Origin of the sequence: Coleofasciculus sp. G1-WW12-02 (genome assembly GCF_040219735.1) — a bacterium.
Taxonomy (GTDB): domain Bacteria; phylum Cyanobacteriota; class Cyanobacteriia; order Cyanobacteriales; family Coleofasciculaceae; genus Coleofasciculus.
In genome coordinates this window covers 17,342-39,174 of the sequence record NZ_JAVJRX010000095.1, presented here as the reverse complement: position 1 = coordinate 39,174, position 21,833 = coordinate 17,342, and the positions used below count along the sequence as shown (strand labels likewise).

At 45.0% G+C, this 21,833-nt stretch carries 13 protein-coding genes and 1 pseudogene; 10 read left to right on the top strand and 4 right to left on the bottom strand.

Annotated features, from left to right (window positions below; translation table 11 throughout):
* Positions 1-67 precede the first annotated feature (67 nt).
* Positions 68-592, top strand: a complete 525-nt coding sequence (locus RID09_RS15365; RefSeq protein WP_446336798.1) for a DUF3122 domain-containing protein — start codon at positions 68-70, stop codon at positions 590-592.
* A gap of 346 nt (positions 593-938) precedes the next feature.
* A complete protein-coding gene (locus RID09_RS15360) occupies positions 939-2,165 on the top strand; it encodes a family 10 glycosylhydrolase (RefSeq protein WP_446336797.1) in 1,227 nt (408 codons plus the stop codon).
* A gap of 70 nt (positions 2,166-2,235) precedes the next feature.
* Here the strand turns inward: RID09_RS15360 and RID09_RS15355 are convergent, their stop codons facing one another.
* Positions 2,236-4,257 (bottom strand): caspase family protein, encoded by a 2,022-nt coding sequence (locus RID09_RS15355; protein WP_446336796.1) that lies wholly within the window; start codon positions 4,255-4,257, stop codon positions 2,236-2,238.
* A gap of 262 nt (positions 4,258-4,519) precedes the next feature.
* Here RID09_RS15355 and RID09_RS15350 point away from each other — a divergent pair, with 262 nt between their 5' ends.
* Positions 4,520-6,100: an IS200/IS605 family accessory protein TnpB-related protein gene (locus RID09_RS15350; RefSeq protein WP_446336795.1), complete on the top strand. Its 1,581-nt coding sequence runs from the start codon at positions 4,520-4,522 to the stop codon at positions 6,098-6,100.
* 102 nt (positions 6,101-6,202) lie between these two features.
* On the top strand, positions 6,203-6,619 hold the full coding sequence (locus RID09_RS15345; RefSeq protein ID WP_446336794.1) for a hypothetical protein: 417 nt from the start codon (positions 6,203-6,205) through the stop codon (positions 6,617-6,619).
* Between the two features lie 353 nt (positions 6,620-6,972).
* Here the strand turns inward: RID09_RS15345 and RID09_RS15340 are convergent, their stop codons facing one another.
* Positions 6,973-7,134 (bottom strand): ribbon-helix-helix domain-containing protein, encoded by a 162-nt coding sequence (locus tag RID09_RS15340; RefSeq protein WP_006104592.1) that lies wholly within the window; start codon positions 7,132-7,134, stop codon positions 6,973-6,975.
* 473 nt (positions 7,135-7,607) lie between these two features.
* Between RID09_RS15340 and RID09_RS15335 the strand changes: the two genes are divergently transcribed.
* Positions 7,608-11,348, top strand: coding sequence for a CHAT domain-containing protein (locus RID09_RS15335; protein ID WP_446336793.1), 3,741 nt, complete (start codon positions 7,608-7,610; stop codon positions 11,346-11,348).
* Positions 11,349-12,023: 675 nt separating this feature from the next.
* Positions 12,024-16,097: a CHAT domain-containing protein gene (locus tag RID09_RS15330; RefSeq protein WP_446336807.1), complete on the top strand. Its 4,074-nt coding sequence runs from the start codon at positions 12,024-12,026 to the stop codon at positions 16,095-16,097.
* Positions 16,098-16,176: 79 nt separating this feature from the next.
* On the opposite strand, the gene RID09_RS15325 is transcribed toward RID09_RS15330, so the two are convergent.
* Together RID09_RS15325 and RID09_RS15320 are read right to left on the bottom strand one after the other, a co-directional pair.
* Entirely contained in the window at positions 16,177-16,374 is a 198-nt protein-coding gene (locus tag RID09_RS15325) for a hypothetical protein (protein ID WP_446336792.1), read from the bottom strand.
* A 28-nt stretch (positions 16,375-16,402) separates the two neighbouring features.
* Positions 16,403-16,663 carry a hypothetical protein gene (locus tag RID09_RS15320; protein ID WP_446336791.1) on the bottom strand — a complete coding sequence of 87 codons (261 nt, stop codon included), beginning with the start codon at positions 16,661-16,663 and terminating at the stop codon, positions 16,403-16,405.
* 172 nt (positions 16,664-16,835) lie between these two features.
* On the opposite strand from RID09_RS15320, the gene RID09_RS15315 reads away from it, so the two are divergent.
* From RID09_RS15315 to RID09_RS15300, 4 genes and pseudogenes are all read left to right on the top strand, one after another.
* Positions 16,836-17,444 carry a DUF3318 domain-containing protein gene (locus RID09_RS15315; protein ID WP_446336790.1) on the top strand — a complete coding sequence of 203 codons (609 nt, stop codon included), beginning with the start codon at positions 16,836-16,838 and terminating at the stop codon, positions 17,442-17,444.
* Positions 17,445-17,643: 199 nt separating this feature from the next.
* A pseudogene (locus RID09_RS15310) lies at positions 17,644-19,830 on the top strand (sensor histidine kinase); the annotation flags it as partial.
* Between the two features lie 288 nt (positions 19,831-20,118).
* Entirely contained in the window at positions 20,119-21,198 is a 1,080-nt protein-coding gene (locus RID09_RS15305) for an SGNH/GDSL hydrolase family protein (RefSeq protein WP_446336789.1), read from the top strand.
* A gap of 331 nt (positions 21,199-21,529) precedes the next feature.
* Positions 21,530-21,682, top strand: coding sequence for a hypothetical protein (locus RID09_RS15300; RefSeq protein WP_446336788.1), 153 nt, complete (start codon positions 21,530-21,532; stop codon positions 21,680-21,682).
* Positions 21,683-21,833: the final 151 nt, after the last annotated feature.

Genomic DNA, 21,833 nt, shown 5'->3' with positions numbered 1-21,833 from the left:
GATTTTCTCCTATGGCACAATTTAAAAATGTTCAAACTTCTTTGAGTTGGCTTTATCTTTAGCACTTATGGTTTATCCTATTCAACAATGCTTTTCTCAACTTCTAGCGCTTGGTAGATTCTTTCTGGTATTACTCCTGCTCCAAGCCACGTTCATAACTCCGCCAGCCGTCGCTGTACTTCGACAACACCAAGACGCGCCGGGAATTATGCGCTATCACTCTCAGGAGTCTTTGAAAGATGAATCAGGAAGAACTTGGCAGGTGGTTCTGTTCAAAACAATAATACCAGGTCAGACAACGCGCCTGAATCTGCGGTTAGTTGGCTTTCCGGGTATGGCTGAGTTTACCCATCCCCAATTCCTGGAAATTACCACAGCAGACGGTAAACTTCTCACCGCCGCCGATGTCTTTGCCCAAGCCGCGCCTGCACTTAATGTTGGTCAGTATGATGTTACCGATGTCTTTGCCAAATTACAAGCTGATGAATCTCTGAATCTTTCCATACCCCTCAAAGGTGGACAACCCCTTTCCTTAATCATTCCTAAATCTTTGGTTATCGAGTGGCAATTGTTGCTCACAGAAATTCGGTAACCTATAATTCGCCGAATCTGTACGAGAAGCAGATTTTTTCCGACATTCCTCACCCTATTTTTAGCTTAACCTGACCTTGACTGATGCCAAACCTGATTTTAATCCGATTTTTCTATGCCCCAAAAAAGAGATTTTTAAGCCAGACGCGATCGTGAAAAAGGGGACACAATAGAGTTAGGGTCAATAAAGACGCGATCGCAACCGGAATCAGCCAACTCAGCCGTGGGTTAAGCTAGGGGTAGGGGGGAAGGGATTTCTGGCAGTTGCGACTCACACCCCTAAGCCAACTGCAACGGGAATCTCTTTCTCCAAGCCATGTCATGATTAAACAATAACTAATGTTACCATGCCATCTAAAAAAGAAAACAAGGGATGTGGATGTACTTCGATACCCATTTCATTAATCCTCGTTTTGTTAGGAGTAGGTTATTGGGGCTTTAGGCATCTCGATCTTGTCGCGATTAGCCAATTTTTGCCAAATAATCCACTAACGAATCAACAACCCACGGCGGTTAATAATCAACAACCCACTCCGCCGCCATTACCTCCTGCGCCTATCCCCAACGCACCGATTGTTAATTCTCCCGTGGCGTCAGTTACTCCCACTCAGACACCGACAACTAGTCCCCAAGTTTCACCATTACCCCTACCCCCAAATCCATCACCATCACCTCAAACGCCTTGGCAGAAAAAAGAAATTCGGGGAATTTATTTAAGTCGATATCAAGCCACGAATAATGCTAGCGAAAAAATGATTCGCGAACGAGTTCGGTATTATCGCGCTCAAGGCATCAATACAATTATTCATGGCGTGTGGGGCAATGGTTGCACGATGTATAACAGTGAGGTCATGCAGCAAACCTTCGGATACAAAAGTTGTCCCAATAAATTTCAAGAGCAATGGTTAGACTGGTTAATTGATGAGGCACACAAGCAGGGAATGCAAGTTCACGCCTATTTTGAGAAGGGGATTAAACTCGATAAAAATAGTCCGATTTTTGACACAGCAATTTCCAAACGATGGATTGTGCCTGGAGTGGATAAAACCTATCCCAGCATTGATCACTACTTACTGGATGTGGAACTCCCAGAAGTCGGGAGTTTTTTCAAAAATATATTAGTCGAGTTTGTGCAAAAGTATCCCACTATTGATGCGGTTCAGTGGGATGATTACCTGGGTTATCATGCCGACTTACCCGGAAAAGTTGATCGCACAACCCATTTGACTACTTTTGTACAGCAAATGATCGCGGATATGAAGCAAGCTAACCCAAATGTTAGTTTCGATATTTGCCATCATAATCCGTATTGGGGTAAACGTTATTTTGCGGCAGACTGGGAAAATTGGAATGTTGATCGGGTTTTTATTCAAGTTTATAATGACGACAATTTTCAAGAGGAGTTGAATTATGCCGAAAACTATGCGGGAGTTGCTATTTCCGATCAGCAGTTTTCTCGCTTAAAAGAACTGGTTAATAATCCCAAAATTAAGAGTATTTTAGTCTTTCCCGCTTCAGGAAAACCCGAAGAGGCGGCGGCTTCTCTCAAGACGTTTACGAATAAAAGTAACTAGTACCCCGACAAAACACCAAAGTGTACGTCTATCAGAGTTGTGATTAGTGATAGGGGAAGAAGGGAAGAGCTTACTGTTGACCATTCTGCCACCGTGCGATCGCCTGCTGCGCGGCTTGGTAGGATGGAGTCCCCGGCGGAACTAAGGCAGCAGTTTGTCTAGCCAGTGACAACTGACCCCGCCATGCGCGGGAATGGGCGATTAAATAAATCTGGCGACTCCATTGGTTAATTAACTGTTGCGCTTGAGCATAACCCGGTTGACCGACGGGAATTTGACGCAAGGTATTAATCGCGCGATTATAAGAAGAGGCTTGATTTGGTCGCAGTTGCTGTTTAGCGGTTTGAATAAGCCCTTGGTTTTGCTGCTGCTGTTGGGCTTGAGTCTGCCAGGTTTTAATCGCCGACTGCGCCTGATTATAAATCGAGGGATAGGTAGAAGGAACTAATTTTGCCGCCGCGATCGCAGAAGCAAAATTCCCTTGTTTGGCACGTCCTTCGGCTAAATCGAGAATCACCAGACTCCAGCGCTGGATATCCTGTTGCGCCTCCTGGTAAAGGGGTTCATCGGGTTGAATTTTCTGGGCTTGGGCGATCGCTTGACTGAAGAGTGAGGCTTGATTGGGTTGGATTGTGCCTTTGGCTTGTGCCAAAATTCGTTGATTTGCTTGCATGGATTCTGGATCAGAGGGCGAGGGTGAGTCTAGGGGCTGTTCCCTGGGCTTAACCTCAGAAGTCGGTGCGATAGCCTGATTTTCCACGGGTGAGGGGGGAAGCGGCGAAGGGGTAGGTTCTGGTGAGGCGACGGGAGTTTGACCCACTGAACCGACAGTCTCTTCATCGGCGTTGGGTTGGGTTTCTGGTACAGACTCAATGATCTGGGGACTTGTCCCAGTTTGGCGGTTGAGAATCCTGAGAGTGACTAGCATCAGTACCAAAACCAGTATTAGTCCACCCACTCGCAGCAGCCATTGTTTCCATTGATTGTCTGGCTTATCCTCCTGTGAAGCTGAATCAGGCGCTTTAACCAAAGCTTTTATTGACTGGGGATGTTCATCAAAACCCGTGGGTATTAACGAGTTGGTCGGTTTTTTGTCCGGTATGGCAACGGCATAGTTGGAGACAGGGACTGTTGCGCCATTATTAGTAGAGGCTTCCTGATAGGCTGACTTGCCATTTGTCGGGTCACCCGATGTTAATGTTGAGGCAATGGTTGTCGCCGTTTTCTGTTCGGCTGAAGCGGACAGGGAGAGGGGCAAAATGAGCTGTTTTCGGGTTGTCTGTGAAGGGATGATCATTAAAGGCGTCTGTATGGGGCGCCAGTGGTGTTGACTTAACTCCGGTAAGCGATCGCATAAATACTGCTCTAAGTTTGCTAGGGTTAGATCCCTTTGATAGTAGCCCAGAGCTTCCAGTAACGCGGTGCTAAACAAACCATTCCGCAACGCCGTCGCTTCGTGGGAAAATTGCCCCAGTTGACTTGAGAGGATCAGGGTAATTCCCATCTGACGGGCTAATTCCACAGTTTGGGCACCAACAGCTTTACCGGCTTGCAGTCCAGGCGATCGGTTAATATCCAGCAGAACCAGCAGGTTTTCATCCCCTTGGGGCTTAAGAGAACTCAGCAGCGATCGCATTGATATCCCAGTCCGAGGAATATCCTGTGGATTCCCATCAATGGGCATCAGGTAATCGGTTTGTTGCCAACAGACACCATAGCCACTGAAAAAGAACCACCGCCAACCCCTCGACGAGGAATTTTTGCCGTTCGTCGGGGAGGGTTGGCGAATCGCTTCCAGCCAGCGCCAAATATTGTCCTGAGTGGGATAGGTGGATTGGCGATCAATCAGGGGTGAATGATCAGTTAGTAATAAATAATCCTGGGATGACCCCTCCGCTTGCTGCACCAGAAACTGCCACAAGGCTTGAGCATCCGCCTGTCCGTAGTTCAAGGGCGGTAAAAACTGATAGCGATTGATGCCAATTGCAACACAAGCGTAATTTGCCATGGGGAGAGGGTTTTCGACGTTGGCGGCGGGAACTTGGTCAGGTTTGCTATCGTCTTGTATGACTAATGTTTCAGTCTTGATCAAGACGTTTTGGACACAATCATTCTATTACTTCCCTTACCCTTGCGCCAGGATAACCCTCAAATCGTCTCCAACGGGAAGATTTAATCAAAATCTGCCTTTGCAGGGTTTGCAGCAGTCGCGCAAATACCTAGATTTACCGATAATCGACAAGGGAGGTTTTGGCTGAAAAATCTATGGGTCGGTGGTTGTCGATAGGGGTGAAGCTGTTGACTCCTCGGATAAATCTCTGTAAGATACACAAATAATAGGTTTTACTCCTGTCATGACCCAAGGCGAATCCCGCACTTATGTCACTACAACAACCAACCCTTGGGCGGTGGCGTTTTTGAATGACGCGGCGACACTCGGCTATGATGCTAAGATTGAGTGCCTAAAGCTACTTTTAGAGCAAAAGCCTCCCAGTAAGTCAAAGCTTAATACTCAACTACAGCAAAACCACAACATCAACAAGCGACAAGCGAACAGTATTATTGCCTATGTTGAAGGCGCAGTTAAGTCGGTCAAAGAATGCCGTAGCAATCATCTAGAGGAACTTCAGGGCAAACTCAAACACGCAACGGAAGTTATTAAGAATTTAGAAAAAAAAATTAAAGCGCACTCCTATTATCTGCAAGCGGTAGAACAGGTAAACCGAGGGAAAAAGAAGAAAGTGCCAAAGTCCCTCAAACCCAAATACCCAGACGCTTGCCCCATGCGGTGCGCTCATCATTTAACTCTGTTCAGGCAAGCCCAAGTTAAACTTCATCAAAAGAAACGGTACACCCACAAGTTGAGGCAAAAAATCGCCCAGAGCAAAACCGCTCCTGTTCACGTAAATCTGGGCAATAAATATACCGTGGAGATGATTGGTTCCAAAGACGAATCTTACGGGAATCAGATTTGCCAGTTGGATCTAATTGGGAAGTTCCTTCATATTCGAGTTCCTTATGGCCTAGAAAAGCGATATGGAAAATACATCCAATGGACGATTCGATTACCCAAACATGGGACAGACTTATTGGCAACAGCTTGGTATAACCGACAAGCCTTAACCTATCGATTCATCCAGAAAAGTTTAACGGAGTGGGAAATCCATATCACTTTTGATGTTGAACCCGCTCCCAGGATAAGTGCCCCCGTTTCTTGGGGAGCCATCGGTGTAGACCTTAACCCCAACTGCATTGGCTGGGCAATGACTGATCAGGATGGGAATCTAGACGGCTTTGGTCCTCTCAAGGTCAATATTCAATCTCAGCCCAAGGGACGCACTGAGGCTATTCTGGTTGATGTCATTACTGACTTGACTACGTTAGCCTTGGAGCATAAGCGTCCCATTGTTGTCGAAAAACTCGATTTTACGGAAAAGAAAAAACGATTGCGCGAACTAAATGCAAGGGCATGCCGTATGTTGAGTAACTTTGCCTACTCCAAATTCCTTCAATTACTTAAAGCCAGGTGCTTTAAGTTAGGTATCCAGGTTATTCAAGTGAATCCAGCCTACAGTAGCTGGATTGGATTAGTGAAGTTCATGTCTATGTATGGCATGAATAGTGCCACGGCTGCTGCTTTGGTGTTAGCGCGACGTGGGATGGGTCTATCAGAAAGACTGCCAGCCAAATCAGCCTACCAAGGAACGGAACCACGGAAGCACGTTTGGTCAGACTGGCGGTCAGTGGCGAAACGAGCCAAAGGCTCATCTCGCCATTCTTTTTTCCAGCCTAGACTGACAGTCTACTCCAGGTTACGCCCAGTACGGGGCTTTCATTCTCCTGCGGAGGATGAAGCGATATCGGCTGTTGACAATCCTTTCGGGGAGCTTGGAGAGGTCGGTGAGAATCCGACAGGAAGTCGTTATACCGTGTGACGGCGTATCATGCTCCCGTTTTGCATAGATATTTTTTAGCGGTTATCTGATCAAGCTTGTGCTGTTAAAATTTCTGTTTCATTCAACTCCTCGTCTACCCCGATGATCCAGTCAATTGCCCGAAAACAAATTGCGCCCCTCGGTTTATGGGTGTTGTTCGGTTGTACCAGTATCAGTTGGCTGATGACAGCCGCGATCGCTCCTGAGATGGCTTGTGCTTACACAGCGCGAGTGGAAGTGCCTCTGAACAGTCAGCCAGAGGAAACTTACGCCAACTTTCTCCGCCGCGCTGAAGCCGTTGCTCGAGCCGCCGCACAACGCAGTTTCGATGGCGATATTTTGGTCACTGATGTCGCCGTGACGATTGTTGGGCAACATAATAACGCGATCGCCCCCATTTTGTTGCTACAAGTGAGTCGTCAGAACTGGAAACGACGTCCTATTGTTTCGTTTTGGGCAACCTATTTCCCTGGAACTCAATCCCTGCTAGAGTTTAACCAGCCAGTCCAGTCGAACTAGCCCGCCTAGCCTGAGCCTAATCAGTAAAGAGAGAGAGGGCTTGTGCATGATGTTTGAGGTCGCGTGCTAGTTCCTCAAACATCATACCCAAGCCCTAAACCATTCAGGTTCTGATTTGTCCCTACATGCTATTGTGTCTTCTGAGGATGGGTTCTAGCCTCAGCAAAACTTCTTAATCTTTTACGTCAATTGGCTGATAGATGGTTATCCAAAACTTTGACCTGGTAGGGAATCACCGTCCTACAAGGACGGTGAGGATGCCAAGTTTTGAACTTTCAGAACTCACCGCGACCATAAACTACCGCCACAAAACAAAACTGCCCAACCTGTCGGCTTTTTTCGCGCCGACTGCACTAATTCGATTGGTTTTGTTGTTGTTGACGCTCTTTGACAGCCTGAGTTAACAAGTAGGTCGCTAGGCTACTCAGTGACCGACTTTCTTCCTCTGCCCACTGTTCTAAGGCTCTCTGGATTTCTTCCGGTAAATAAGCCGTGACCCGCCCTTTTAGTTTCATCAGCCCTAAATTTTAATGCTTCAACATATTCCAGTATATAATTTTTCACTGTTTATTGCACAATCTAACTTTGTTATACATTAAAATAATATAATTTAACGTAAACTTGTGCTGGGATAGAAGCGAGTACAAGCAACACTCAACCTGGATAGTGGAAAACTTGTGCGGCGAAGGTTCAGTCATCCGAAAATTGCCAAGATATCCACGGGACAAATTCAGCCAAAGGGGATGCGCCTCAAAAGTCCCACAAGTCTGATAATTATTTATAATATTTTTAGGGGCGACTAAAAAAACGATATCGCACTTTAATTCTAGGGCTGCAGCTTCACAAAGAATCTAATTTATTAAGCTTCTATGAAGTAGAATCATGAATCAAACTTGCTCTATTAATTGCTAAAATATGAGGAAACCCAAGAGCTGATAAAACCGTCATTAATTCTGATTAGTCCTGACCCTAAAATAGGCAACAACCAATGACAGACAAGATGAACACAACAGTATTGACAAATTACTGGCTGGTGGTTGCCAATCTATTCGCCATGACCAAAAAAAAAGGTAAACGAATCCAGTATCTACTGTTGACGTTACTCCTAGCAAGTTTACCAACGGGGGGGTTAGCTCAATCAGTTGTTGAAGCGCCAGATGGGACGGGAACGGTTGTCACATCCAATGGCGATCAGTTTGACATCACTGGCGGGCAACCCTCTGGGGATGGCGCAAATCGTTTTCATAGCTTCAGCGAGTTTGGTTTAGACGCGAACCAAACCGCTAATTTTATTTCTGATCCTAGTATCAAAAATATTCTGTCTCGTGTGACAGGTGGCGACCCTTCCGTCATTAATGGGTTGCTGCAAGTGACTGGGGGAAATTCTAATCTATTTTTAATAAATCCTGCGGGTATTGTATTTGGTGAAAATGCCCAACTTAATGTTCCCGCATCCTTTACCGCTACGACGGCTACGGGTATTGGTTTTGGCGATAATTGGTTTAATGCACAAGGGGCAAATAATTATGCTGCATTAATTGGTCAACCCAGTGCTTTTACCTTTAATACCACAAATCCTGGGTCAATTGTGAACGCGGGTAATTTGGCAGTAGAACCCGGACAAGATTTAAGCTTAATTGGGGGTACGGTTGTCAGTACGGGTAGCTTAACAGCACTAGGCGGAGAAATTAGGGTGACAACTGTCCCTGGTGAGAGTATGGTGCGGATTAGCCAAGCTGGACATGTTCTGAGTTTAGAGGTTCAACCCTCTGCTTCAATCCCATTGACTCCTCTAAATTTACCTCAGTTGTTAACCGGGAGTGGGCAGATACCTGGTTTGCAGGTGAATGGTAATGGAGACGTCCAATTAGTGGGATCGGGTATCGCTGTGGAAAATGGGGATATTGTGGCGCGTGATGTGAATTCCCAGACGGCTACACTGTCAGCTCAGCATAATCTTACCTTAGTGGAGAGTCAGTTACAGACAACGGGAGATTTGAATCTGCTGGCAAACAATACAGTACGGGTGCGAGATAGTGTGGTCAATCCGTTTCTTGCCCAAGCTGGAGGAAATCTCTACATTCAAGGGAATCAGGGTATTGATATCTTAGCGCTGAATCATCCGCAGACACCGTTTCAAAGTGGTGGTAATCTCAGTTTAGTCAGCGATGGCAATATTTCTGGCGATGCTCACTTTGCTAGTGGGAGAAATTTCTCGATTCTCAATTTGTCCGGTGAGCCAGGTGATTTTGTTAGCCTTTACGACCCAATTATTCGGGTCGATGGTGATGTTGAGTTTGGAGATTATACAGGTGCAGCCCTTTTGGTCGAGGCGACAGGTAGTATCCAGGGGGGCAATATTACGATTACTAGACCCGATGATTCTCTTGATGCTAATGCAGGAATTTCTAATTCAGATTTGCAGCTTTTGACCAGTCAACCAACCCTGATTTTGCGAGCTGGGTTGGATGCGGTAACTTCTACTAACGTTCCTGCAACTGAAGGATCAACCAATTTTCAAACACCAGGATCGCCGTTATCGCTGCCACCAGGAAGTATCAATGTAGGAAATATTAACACTTCCGATGAAGTTTCTGTACTTAACCAAGCTGATGCAGGTCCTGTAATATTGTTTGCCACGGGTGACATTATTACAGACACTATAACGGCGACTACAAGTATGGGTAGTGGAGACGATTCTGGTTTTGTAAATCTGTTGGCTCAAGGAAATATTACGACTGACACTATCAACACCAGTGATAAAGGACAGGGTGATGCGGGTTCTGTAACAGTAACAGCCGGAGGTAATATTAGCATTAATGGTATAGATGCCAGTGAACAAGGACAAGGTAATTCAGGCGACGTAACCTTGACAGCAGGGGGTTCGATTACACCAGTCAATATCAACCAAGATGCTCTCCCACCAGGCGATATGGGTCAGCTTCAGATCACACCTAACCAAACCAACCCCATACCTAATCCCCAACCGCAACCCAATCCCCAACCGCAACCCAATCCCCAACCGCAACCCAATCCCCAACCGCAACCTAATCCCCAACCGCAACCCAATCCCGAAGAGATTTCTGCACTGATTTATGAACGGATTCCTGCACTGATTTATGAACGGATTCCTCAACCCATTCCTGAACCGGAACCGATTACTGAAGCCGAATCAATTCTTGAAGCGGAACCAATTCCTGAAGCCGAACCCATTGCGGAACCGGAAGCGGAAGCGGAACCAATTACTGAAGCCGAACCCATTGCGGAACCGGAAACGGAAGCCGAACCGATTACTGAAGCCGAACCCAATCCTGAACCGGAACCAATTCCTGAACCTAATCTAAATAGTACAAACCCAAGTAGTAATGAACCGAGTGATAACAACCAAGTTAACCAATCCCGCTCTGACAGCAACGAAGCTACTACAACCCAAGAGCAATCTGAAACAAACCCGCCGATAGATTCAACTCAAACGAATTCTGTGGCTGAGTTTGAAGAAAAATTCACGCGGCAATTCGAGCAATATTTAGAGCTACCGGGAGATATTTCCCTGAGAACCCTAGCAGAAAGCCGTGCAATTCTCGCTAATACTGAAAAATCAACTGGAGCTAAACCCGCACTCATCTATGTCGGTTTTGCTCCCCAAACGATTGCTACTGATGAGGCAACAAATCTACCCTTCCCAACTCCAAGTCCTCAAGATCAATTAGAAATACTCCTGGTAACTGCTCAAGGAACCCCAATTCGCAAAGAAGTAGAAGGAGTAACCCGTGAGCAAGTCCTGAAAGTTGCTAATGAATTTCGTTTGCAAGTCACGAATGTCCGTAGCCAAAAGGGTTATGTCGTGTCGGGACAGCAACTCTATAACTGGTTGGTGAAGCCGTTGGAAGATGAATTCCAGGGTCAAGGTATTGAAAATCTCATTTTCCTCCTCGATACTAACTTGCGCTCCGTTCCTTTGGCAGCACTTTATGATGGTGAACAGTTTCTCATCGAAAAGTACAGTGTTGGCTTAATGCCAAGTATTAGCCTCACCGATACCCGTTACCAGTCGGTTACTAACATGGAAGTTCTGGCAATGGGAGCATCTCAATTTACAGACCAAAAGCCATTACCTGCTGTGCCAGTGGAGTTATCAGAAATCACTCAGGATATATGGCAGGGGAAATCGTTTCTCAATGAATCCTTCACGCTGAATAACCTAAAAGAACAGCAAAAACGTCAACCCTTTGGCATGATTCATCTGGCAACCCATGCTAATTTTGTGCCAGGAGAATTGAGTAACTCCTATATCCAATTTTGGGATAGTAAACTGCGACTGAATGAACTGTCTCAGTTAGGCTTAAACAACCCAACGGTAGAACTATTAGTCCTAAGTGCTTGTCGCACGGCGTTGGGAAATGAGGAAGCGGAATTAGGCTTTGCTGGGTTGGCAGTTAAAGCGGGGGTCAAGTCGGCGGTGGGTAGTTTGTGGTATGTGAGTGATGAAGGAACCTTGGGGTTGATGACTGAATTTTATCAGCAGCTCAAACAAGCTCCGATTAAAGCAGAAGCCATACGCCAAGCTCAATTAGCCATGCTCAAAGGGCAAGTTTATACAAAAGATGGACAACTGATTACAACTGAGGAAATGATGTCTTTGCCACCAGAACTTGCCCGGTTAAGAGACCAAAGTTTTGAACATCCTTACTACTGGAGTGCTTTCACAATGATTGGTAGTCCCTGGTAAGCCAAAGCATGGAGTATAAAGGTCACAGATTCTTATCTAGGGGCAGGTTGAAGCACTCAAATAAGCTTGTTACCGAATAATTTTGACCTGATTCAATTGAAATAATAGCAATTATAGATTGCCTAAATGAAATTCATGGCACAGATCGGGGCGCTCCTACATATAATCTGTGTTGCCCTAAAAAAATCCTATACATTTTACAGGAATAAAATATTGAGCAGATTTAAATTAAATTTTGATAAAGCTCATGGACTTAGCTAGGAAAATGTTATAATCAAAAAAACATTGTTGTTTAGATAGTCGGGGAATTTATAAGGATACTTGATGTTGGATTTCTACATCTAACAATTCTCAGCTTAATAGCTTAGGTAAACTCACTGATGAAAATTGGCAGAATATTTAATGGCAGTGAAAAGCTATCCGGAAAGAACTCATAACTCTTGAAGGATCAAGTGAATTCATTAGCAACGGTGTGAAAAAGAGCTGTAAAAACTGAAATTAATTCAGTCAATTCAATGGTTTACATTCGATACCCCGATAACCTCTACCCTTTTTTATCGTTTTGTTCTCTAAAAGCAAAGAAAATTCGGTGAAGGTTGTTCAAATGTAAGTCAAGGTTGAATTGACTCAATCTAGCCTTAAGTTATCAGGCTGCAACCCATGAATCAGAGGAAAATGGCTGTGTGGTTGACAAAGCATGGATGGCAAGTTATTAAACTATTGAAGTGGCTAACAGAAAACAGTAGTAGAAATAACCTTTTACTGTGGATGTTAGTTGTGACTTTTTTTCCCACTGTAGTTAAAGCACAATCCGTTGTGCCAGCGAATGATGGAACGAATACTCAAGTCAACTCTAGTGGTGACAAATTTAATATTACTGGCGGTCAAACCTCTGGAAATGGTACTAATCTTTTTCACAGTTTTAGTGAGTTTGGTTTAGATGCAAACCAGATGGCTAATTTTATAACGAATCCCACTATCCAGAATATTTTATCCCGTGTGACGGGGGGAAATGCTTCACTGATTAACGGGTTGATTCAGGTAACAGGGGGCAATTCTAATCTGTTCTTGATTAATCCGGCTGGGATTGTGTTTGGTCAAAATGCGCGGTTAGATGTACCTGCATCCTTTACCGCGACGACGGCGACGGGGATTGGGTTTGGGGAGAATTGGTTTAGTGCGATCGCGTCTAATGATTATACCTCTCTTGTGGGTCAGCCAAACGCTTTCACGTTCAATACTTCCCACCCTGGGGCGATTGTTAATGGGGGTAATTTGAATGTTGGCAAAGACTTAAGCTTAATTGGTGGTACAGTGGTGAGTACAGGGAACCTTGAAGCCCCGAATGGACAGATTACCATTACCACAGTTCCTGGTGAAAGTACTGTCCGCATCAGTCAACCTGGACATTTGCTGAGTCTCGAAGTTCCGGCGGAAGAGACACTGATTACTCCTCTATCTTTACCGCAATTGTTGACGGGTTCCGTTGAGGTTCCAGAACTTGAAGTGAATAGCAATGGAACGGTAGCACTCTCAGCGTCGGGTATTCCGATTGAACCTGGGGATATCGTTGCTAAAAACGTGATTTCTCAGACAGCCACCTTGTCTGCACAGCATAACTTAACCTTGGTTGAGAGTCAGTTACAAACCACAGGTGACTTAAATTTATTGGCACAAGATACGGTGCGCGTGCGAGATAGTGCGACGAATCCCTTCCTTGCCCAAGCTGGGGGAAATCTCTATATTCAAGGGAATAATACCATTGATATTTTGGCATTAAATCATCCCCAAACCCCTTTTCAAAGTGGCGGTAATCTCAGCTTAGTCAGCGATGGAGATATTTCTGGCGATGCTCATTTTACCAGTGGCGGAAGTTTCTCGATTCTGAATTTAGTCGGTAATCCAGGTAACTTTGTGAGTTATTTTGACCCGATTATTAGCGTTGATGGGAATGTGACATTTGGTGATTATAATGGTGTGGCACTGAAGATAGAATCGACAGGCAGTATTATCGGCGGGAATATCACAATTACTGGACCCGATATAAGTTTACCAGAGTCTGATCCTGATCCAGATATTCAACTTTTAACTAGCTCTCCCTCCGTAATTTTGCGGGCAGGTTTAAACCCAGCAGATTTAAAGAATTCCCCCAATGTTCCCCAAAATGCTGGAAACACAAGTTTTGCCTCTACAGGAAGTCCATCGTCACCCGGAAATATTACCGTTAAGAATATCACGACGTCTAATTCTGTGCCGACAACTGATGCTGGTACTGTAATATTAAACGCTACTGGAGATATTACTGTTGATGGCACTATTAATACAAGTGATCAAAGTTTAAATAATGCGGGTGATGTAAACTTATCTGCCGCTGGCAACATTTTGGCAAACAACATAATTACTAACGATCAGAATGATGGCAATGCAGGTTCGGTAACGTTATCGAGTTCTCGGAACATTACTATCAACAATGGTATAAATACAAATGACAATGGTTCTGGTAATGCTGGTTCGATAATATTGGAGGCGGATTCAGGTAATATCATTATCGGCAATATATCTGCAAATAGACCTGGGAATATATCCACAAGTGAAGATGATGCTGGTGATAGCGGTTCTGTACAGTTATCCGCTTCGGGCGATATTAATATCAACGGTACTATAGATGTTTCTCAACGGGGAAAGGGTGAGTTAGGTAGTATAAACTTGATCGCGGGGGGTAGCATTCGATATAACAATATCATTCCCGGAGAGCAGGAACTGAGAAATCAGGGTCTGTTTACGAGTACCGAAAATGCAGTTATTCCTGATCCGGGAACCAATCCAGAAACTCCTACAATTCCGAATCCGGGAAGCAATCCCCTGATTAATCCAGTTGCTATAATATCTCCCGATCTTGATCAGGACACTGATTGGCAGATTGATCCTGAGCAACTTATTTTTGGTGGTGAAGAGTCTCCAATTCTCACTTACGAAAGAACTCCTTCTGTGAACCCAGAAGATAATTTAGACAATCCCGATAATCCGACTTCTGTGAATCCAGAAGATAATTTAGACAATCCCGATAATCCGACTTCTGTGAACCCAGAAGATAATTTAGACAATCCCGATAATCCGACTTCTGTGAACCCAGAAGATAATTTAGACAATCCCGATAATCCGACTTCTGTGAATCCAGAAGATAATTTAGACAATCCCGATAATCCGACTTCTGTGAATCCAGAAGATAATTTAGACAATCCCGATAATCCGACTTCTGTGAATCCAGAAGATAATTTAGACAATCCCAGCGATACGACTCTCTCTGAACCAACAACTCAACCAATTAACTCAACTAATCCTAGTCCTAGGGAAACCACTAATAATCCATCTGTCTCCGCTGAAACCTCATCTAATGAAGCGAATAGCAATTCATCCACCCCCGCTAACAGCTCATCCAGCGAAGCCTCCTCATCAGGTACTTCTGACTCATCTCTCCAATCCGTTGACGCCTCAGAGGAAAACTTTACTCAGCAATTTGTAGACTATTTAGGCTTACCCACTGATATTCCCTTAGTTACTCTCGCCCAAAGCCGAGATATTCTCGGCAACATCGAGAAAAGTACAGGGGTTAAACCAGCATTGCTTTATATCAGTTTTGTTCCACAAGAAAGTTCTAATCAGGCGGAAAATCCATCATCTTCAAGCCAAAATTATCCTACTAAAACCCGCAATCCTGAAGACCAAGTAGAATTACTACTCGTTACCTCTAATGGATTACCCATTCGCAAACGACTGACAGGAATCACTCGCCAACAAGTTCTCAAGGTTGCGGATCAGTTTCGCTTAGAAGTTACCAATGTTCGCAGTCGCCAAGGCTACATTCTGCCCGGAAAACGACTCTATGATTGGCTGGTTGCTCCCATGGAAGCCGAACTGCAAGCTCTAGGTATCGAAAACGTAACGTTTATAGTAGATTACGGTTTACGCTCTATTCCTATGGCGGCTCTTTACGATGGGCAGCAGTTTTTGATTGAGAAATATAGTGTTGGCTTAATGCCGAGTTTAAGCCTAGTAAACCCGAACTACAAACCCATTGAAAACATGGAAGTTTTAGCTATGGGTGCTGCACTATTTACTGACCAAAAGCCCTTACCTGCGGTTCCAGTAGAATTATCAGAAATTACCCAATCTCTGTGGCAAGGCAGATCTTTTCTCAACGATGCTTTTACCCTAGAAAATCTAAAATCACAACGTCAGCAGCAACCCTTTGGCATTATCCACTTAGCCACTCATGCTAATTTCCAATCAGGAGCACCGAATAATTCTTATATCCAACTTTGGGATAGGAAGCTGCGACTCAATCAATTACCTCAGTTAGATTGGAATAATCCCCCCGTCGAATTATTAGTTCTCAGTGCTTGTCGCACCGCTTTGGGGAATGAGGAAGCCGAATTGGGTTTTGCTGGATTAGCGGTTAAAGCGGGTGCAAAATCAGCCGTAGGCAGTTTATGGTATGTCAGTGATGAGGGAACTCTCGGATTAATGAGCAAACTCTATCAAACCCTCAAACAAGCCCCAATTAAAGCAGAAGCACTGCGACAAACTCAACTGGCAATGTTGCAGGGACAAGTTTATCTCAAAGGGGGTCAACTGGTTGCGGGTGATAAATCAATCTCGTTACCGCCAGAATTAGCTAGACTCGGAGACGTAAACTTTGAACATCCGTATTACTGGAGTGCGTTCACTATGATTGGTAGTCCCTGGTAATTTGTCTTATGTCTTATGTCTTATGTCATTCGTTATTCGTCATTTGGTCGGGGCGGGTTTTGGAGTTGTGCAGCAAGCCCTATCTAGCAGAATCCCCATCGACAAGAGGTTCGTTCATAAAAGTGCAATCGTCCCACACCCAGATAGTACCATCGGCTTGCTCAACAGCATGAATTGGGGCAATTGGCATTCCCCAGAGACTTGCTGTACTCAGGGTTAGAGCGATGAGAGTGGAAAGGCGCATAGAACAAAGCAATGTTAGCCCAACTACTGCCATGGGCTACTTACTTTTTATTGTATGCAACTCACAAATCTGGGGGTTGATCGCGGTTAGTTAATTCCGAGGGAGGGCGATCGCTACTCCAAGCCCACCACACTGTACCACACTGGCATTGATAGAATTCTTGCCACTTCTTGCGATAATCTTCAGTCAGGACTGGTGATTGTCGATTAATCCAAACCCGTTGGGCTTCCATGCAAGAAGCATGACAGGAGGGACAGCAGAATTCTAATGCATGAGTTGCTGATTTTGTCCATTGCGGCGGAAATGGGGTAAAAGCGTCCATAGTTTATCGCTTGGTTGTAGCTTGAGGTGAGAGTTTTGTTTTGACAATCTCCTGTGCCTATTTTAGGGGTTTCCCCTGCCCAGACGTTTTGAGTTTTGAGTCAATCATGAGATAGTTTGGACAATAAGTGCTTTGAATACCCTTTATCCTCTAAGTCCGAGTCCCTCGTCTGATGAATCCAGAGCCTGAAATTCGCCGTTTGCGTGATATAATGCCCGCCTCTGGGCGAATGCTGACGAAAATTATCAGTAAACCGCAACAGACGGCGGTGATTGAAACTCCTTTGCCGATGCCTTGGTTGAGAGATCGTCCAATTTATATTAATTTTGATCTATGGCGTCGCTTACCCAGACCGCAACGGGATATGCTGCTCCTAAGTACCGTAAGCTGGTTGATTAATATCAAATGGTTTAAGCCAGATTTATATCAAGGCGTCGTAATTGCGGGATTGTTAGGGGGAATGGTGGAACTGATGCAAGGCGATGCGGTGGGTGTTGTTGTGGCGACGGGATTGAGTGCGATCGCAGGAGGTCAAATTTGGCGCAATACTCGCCGTTGCCAAACCCACTTGGATGGGGATACTGATGCGCTTAAAGTTGCTCTACGGCGCGGCTATACCGAAACAGAAGCGGCACAGCATCTATTAGCGGCGATTGCATCCGTGGCTGAGATAGAAGGGCGAGTGAGTTTAAATTTTACTGAATTAATTCGCAGCCAAAACCTGCGGGCGATCGCAGGTATTTCCCCAGTGGGGGTTCCTGAAAGTGTTAAACAGGAATAGTCATTTGTTATTCGTCAAATAATCAGGGCGGGCGCGAGTCACATCTGTTGTGAGGTAAGAAAGGATAAGAGTAAAACCCGCGCCTACAAACGCGCCATGCTCTATGAGCGAAGTGAAGGGTCAAAACTCAAAACTCATCCACCTAGGGGATGTTAAGTTTTGATAACTTTGGGCATCCTGTTGATGGAAGCCGATTTTTTTGAGTCATGAAATCTTGAATATTAGTTACGGTGAAGATTTAATTTTGTCCATATTTCCTGGGAGTCAGAAACGTTTCTGGCGATACCTAATCACAGTTGCTCTAGTCGCGATCGCCTATATGGGTAGCGCTCATTTTACCCTGTTGTGGTTGGGATTGGGCGCTGAGGCGTCTCCGGTGTGGGTTAGTGCGGGGATTGCTCTGGCTGTGCTCTTCTTGGAGGGGAAACGGCTGTGGATTGGTGTGGCGATTGGTGCATTCTGGTTAAATCTGTCCCTGGGTGCTTCATTTTTGGTGTCCCTGGGTTCAGTTATTGGCTGCACGTTACAAGCTGTTATCGGTGCGATGGGATTACGTCGCCTGGATTTTAACCCGACGCTAGAACGCCTCAAGGATGCATTTGCCCTAATTATCGTCGGTGCGCTTATTGCCCCTTCAATTAACGCCACTATTAGTACAGTAGTGAATTGCTGGGTGGGTTTCATCCCGTGGCATCAATTTGGACTGAATTGGGGCACTCTTTGGTTGGGGGACAGTATGGGAATCTTAGTTTTTACTCCCTTACTACTATTAATTGCCCAAGGATTCCCCCAGGGAATGTTGCGGCAAAATTATCCACCCCATACGATTTTAGAAGCCGTCTTGTGTGGGGCTTTACTGTGGATGTTCAGTTGGCTGGTTTTCCAGTCTCGAACCATTTTTGCCCTCTCCGACTACCCCCTGGAATATTTGCCTTTTCCCTTTGTCGCTTGGGCGGCGCTGCGATTTCGGGTGTGGGGTGCTGTTTTTGCCAGTGTCGTTGTTTCGGGAATGGCAATTGGCGGAGCTATCCAGGGAATCGGACCTTTTGTGGTGAAGACGGGAAGTACCCAAGGAGCAATCCTACTGCTACAAACTTTTCTGGCGGTGGTGACAGTAACCGCTTTCGTTTTAGCCGCCGCCATGTCGGAGCGTCAACAGGCAGAAGCTCGACTCCGCGCTACTTTAGAACGCGATCGCTTGTTAGCCGAGATTGCCCTACGGATTCGTCAATCCTTAGATTTAGACCAAATTTTCCAAACTACTGTTGTGGAAGTATGCCAGTTATTACAGGCAGATCGCGTCTATATCAGTTACCTGGATGAAAATAACTACAGTAAAATTGCTGCCGAATCCGTCGCCTCTGCTTATAAATCCATGTTGGGATGGAAACCCTCAGAGAAACTGTTAAAAGAAACCCAGGAATTGTTTAGTCAGCGTCAAATTTTAATCCGGGATAATACCGATCAGGTTAATGTGACTCCCTATCTCAAAGAGTTTTATCGGTGCTATCAGATTAAAGCTACCCTGGCAATGCCTTTAATTCTCGATGATCAACTTTTTGGATTATTAGCGGTTCATCAATGCCATCATCCCCGTCACTGGAAATCTTTTGAGGTGGATTGGTTGAGGCGATTAGCGGTTCAAGTTACCATTGCCCTGCAACAAGCTCAACTTTACCAACAAGTACAAGATCTCAATAGTAACCTGGAAAGTCAAGTGGCAGAACGCACTCTGCAACTTGAGGAAAAAATGCAGGAGCTGCAACGGCTTTATGAACTTAAAGATGTGTTTTTACAAGCCGTGTCTCATGATCTGCGAACGTCAATGATGGGCTTAATTCTGATGTTGAAGGGAACGCAAAACTGCCCTGGGGAAACCGTGGCTCTCCCGCGCCGAATTCTGGAGCGGCTGATTGAAAATAGCGATCGCCAATTGACGTTGATCAATGCCTTATCTGAAGATCATTTTAACCAAGGGCTCAAAATTGAGCTGCACTGTCAACCCTTGTGCTTAAATGAACTCCTCAGCCAAATCCTGGCTGATTTGCAGCGGTTATTAACCAGTAACCAAGCTAAATTAACTCTGGCTATTCCCCAAACTTTACCCCCTGTTAAAGCTGATCCAACTCAACTGCGGTGTGTGTTCCAGCATCTATTGACGAATGCCCTTAAACATAATCTACCGGGGGTGCAGATTACGCTGACAGTAAGGGTTGAGGGGGATAGACTCTATTGTGCGATCGCCGATGACGGGGTAGGGATGAGCCAACAGCAGTGCGATCGCTTGTTTAAACTCTATGTTCGGGGATTGCATTCTCAGCACTTGACGGGTATTGGTTTGGGTTTATATGTATGTCGGCAAATTATCAATGCTCACGGGGGACAAATTAGCGTTACCAGTGCGCCACGAGCCGGATCAACCTTTGAGTTTACGCTTCCTTTCCCCAACTAAGTTGGCGACGTTGTTACATTAAAACACACTTAATGAGTGATTACAACGATAAAATTTTATAAAAGAAAATAAAATTAAGAATCAATAAATATCCTTGTTTATCAGATCATTCCCTGGTGATTAGGTGTATAAGAGTCATGGCGTCAATCGGTGATTTCGCGATCGCGCTGATCTTTCATTATCAATTCTTTCGGCAATCAAATACAGGAGTGCAAAATTAAAATGAGCAAAATAACGGCAATAGCCACCGGATTATCCTTTTTATCCTTAATCTACCCGCTAAGTGCTGAGGCAATCCAATTCAATCAGATTTATGTGTTTAGCGATAGCTCCGCTGATTCAGGTAATGTCTTCAATGTGAGTTCAGCTGCCCACTCATTAGGTTTCCCCGTACCGATTACCCCCACTCCACCTTATTTTGAAGGACGTTTTTCTAATGGCTACAACTGGATAGACATTCTCACATCCCAATTGGGCGTTGATTTGATTCCATCGACTGAATTAACAGTGGGAGAACCAATCATTCCATCAACCCCACCAGAGGCAAACTTTAACTTCGGTGGTGCTACCGCAACGAATAGCGTTAATTTTGCCTTTGGTGGCGCTCAGACAGGATTGGGTAATGTCTCTCCTGAGTTAGGCGTAGGAGTTCTCACCGAGATTAATGGTTTTATTAAGGACCTAAATGTCGCTCAAACATCGGCTAATCCTGACGCCCTTTATATTGTCTGGGCTGGTAATAATGATTACAGCAAGGGCGGGCTACGTGATAGTGCTGAACCCATTAACAACTTATTCACTGGGGTGACGGCTTTAGCAGAAGCTGGCGCTCGTCATTTCTTCATTCCTAACTTGCCCGATTTGGGCAAAACGCCCCGAGGGATTATCCAGGGAGAGGAAGCGGCTCTTACCCAAGTGAGTGCGGAACATAACGCGGGTTTAACGACAATGTTCGATGATTTGCGTCTCGCCTATGATGATATAAATATCATATCGGCTGATCTGGCGTCTCTGTTTCAAGAGGTTATCACCCAGCCTGATGAATTTGGTTTTACCAATGTGACTGACTTTTGCTTCACTGAATTGGGTGTATGTTCTAACCCCGACGAGTACTTATTCTGGGATGACATCCATCCAACGGCTAAAGGTCATGCTTTATGGGGAAACTATGCATACGAGGCACTCCAGGATGCGGGTGTAGAACCTCTATCTGTTCCAGAACCGGCGTTTTCCATCCCACTACTACTTATGGGGGTGGGTTTTTTGTTGCAATCAACTGTTCGTCATCGCAATTCTCTGTGAATGCCATTATCGAAAGGAACATTCTATTGTGAAAATTGCGGGTTCGGGTAGGGACACGGCATTGCCTTACCCCTACAGGTGGTGTGACTACGGTATCTGAATCGGTTTACTATTTGCGCGATCGCATCCGTTTCTTGGCTTAATTCCGGCTTACTTTAGCCCATACCGGACTTTCGGTCTTTGTTATGACAGTTAGCTTGATTACTTAGGCAAGCCGCACCGAAAATTATACCCTATATGTCGGCACACTTTCCCATTATAAAGTAAGTCTAAAATTAAACCCCCACCTCTGTCAATACCCTAAATCTGATTATTTTCCCAAAACCGACTTTTGATAAAATCTCCGGCGTTGCTTTCTTATCTGGATGTCTCAATTCTCGGTTCCTCGCCTTGGTTAACTCAAGCGCGATCGCATCCGTTTCTTGGCTTAATTCCGGCTTACTTTAGCCCATACCGGACTTTCGGTTTTTGTTATGACAGTTAGCTTGATTACGTAGGCGAGCCGCACCGGAAATCATACCCTATATGTCGGCACATTTTTCCATTATGAAGTAATCATAAAATTAAACCACTATCTTTGTCAACCCCTTAAATAGGATTCTTTTCCCCAAGCCTGCTTTGGAGATAATTTATTT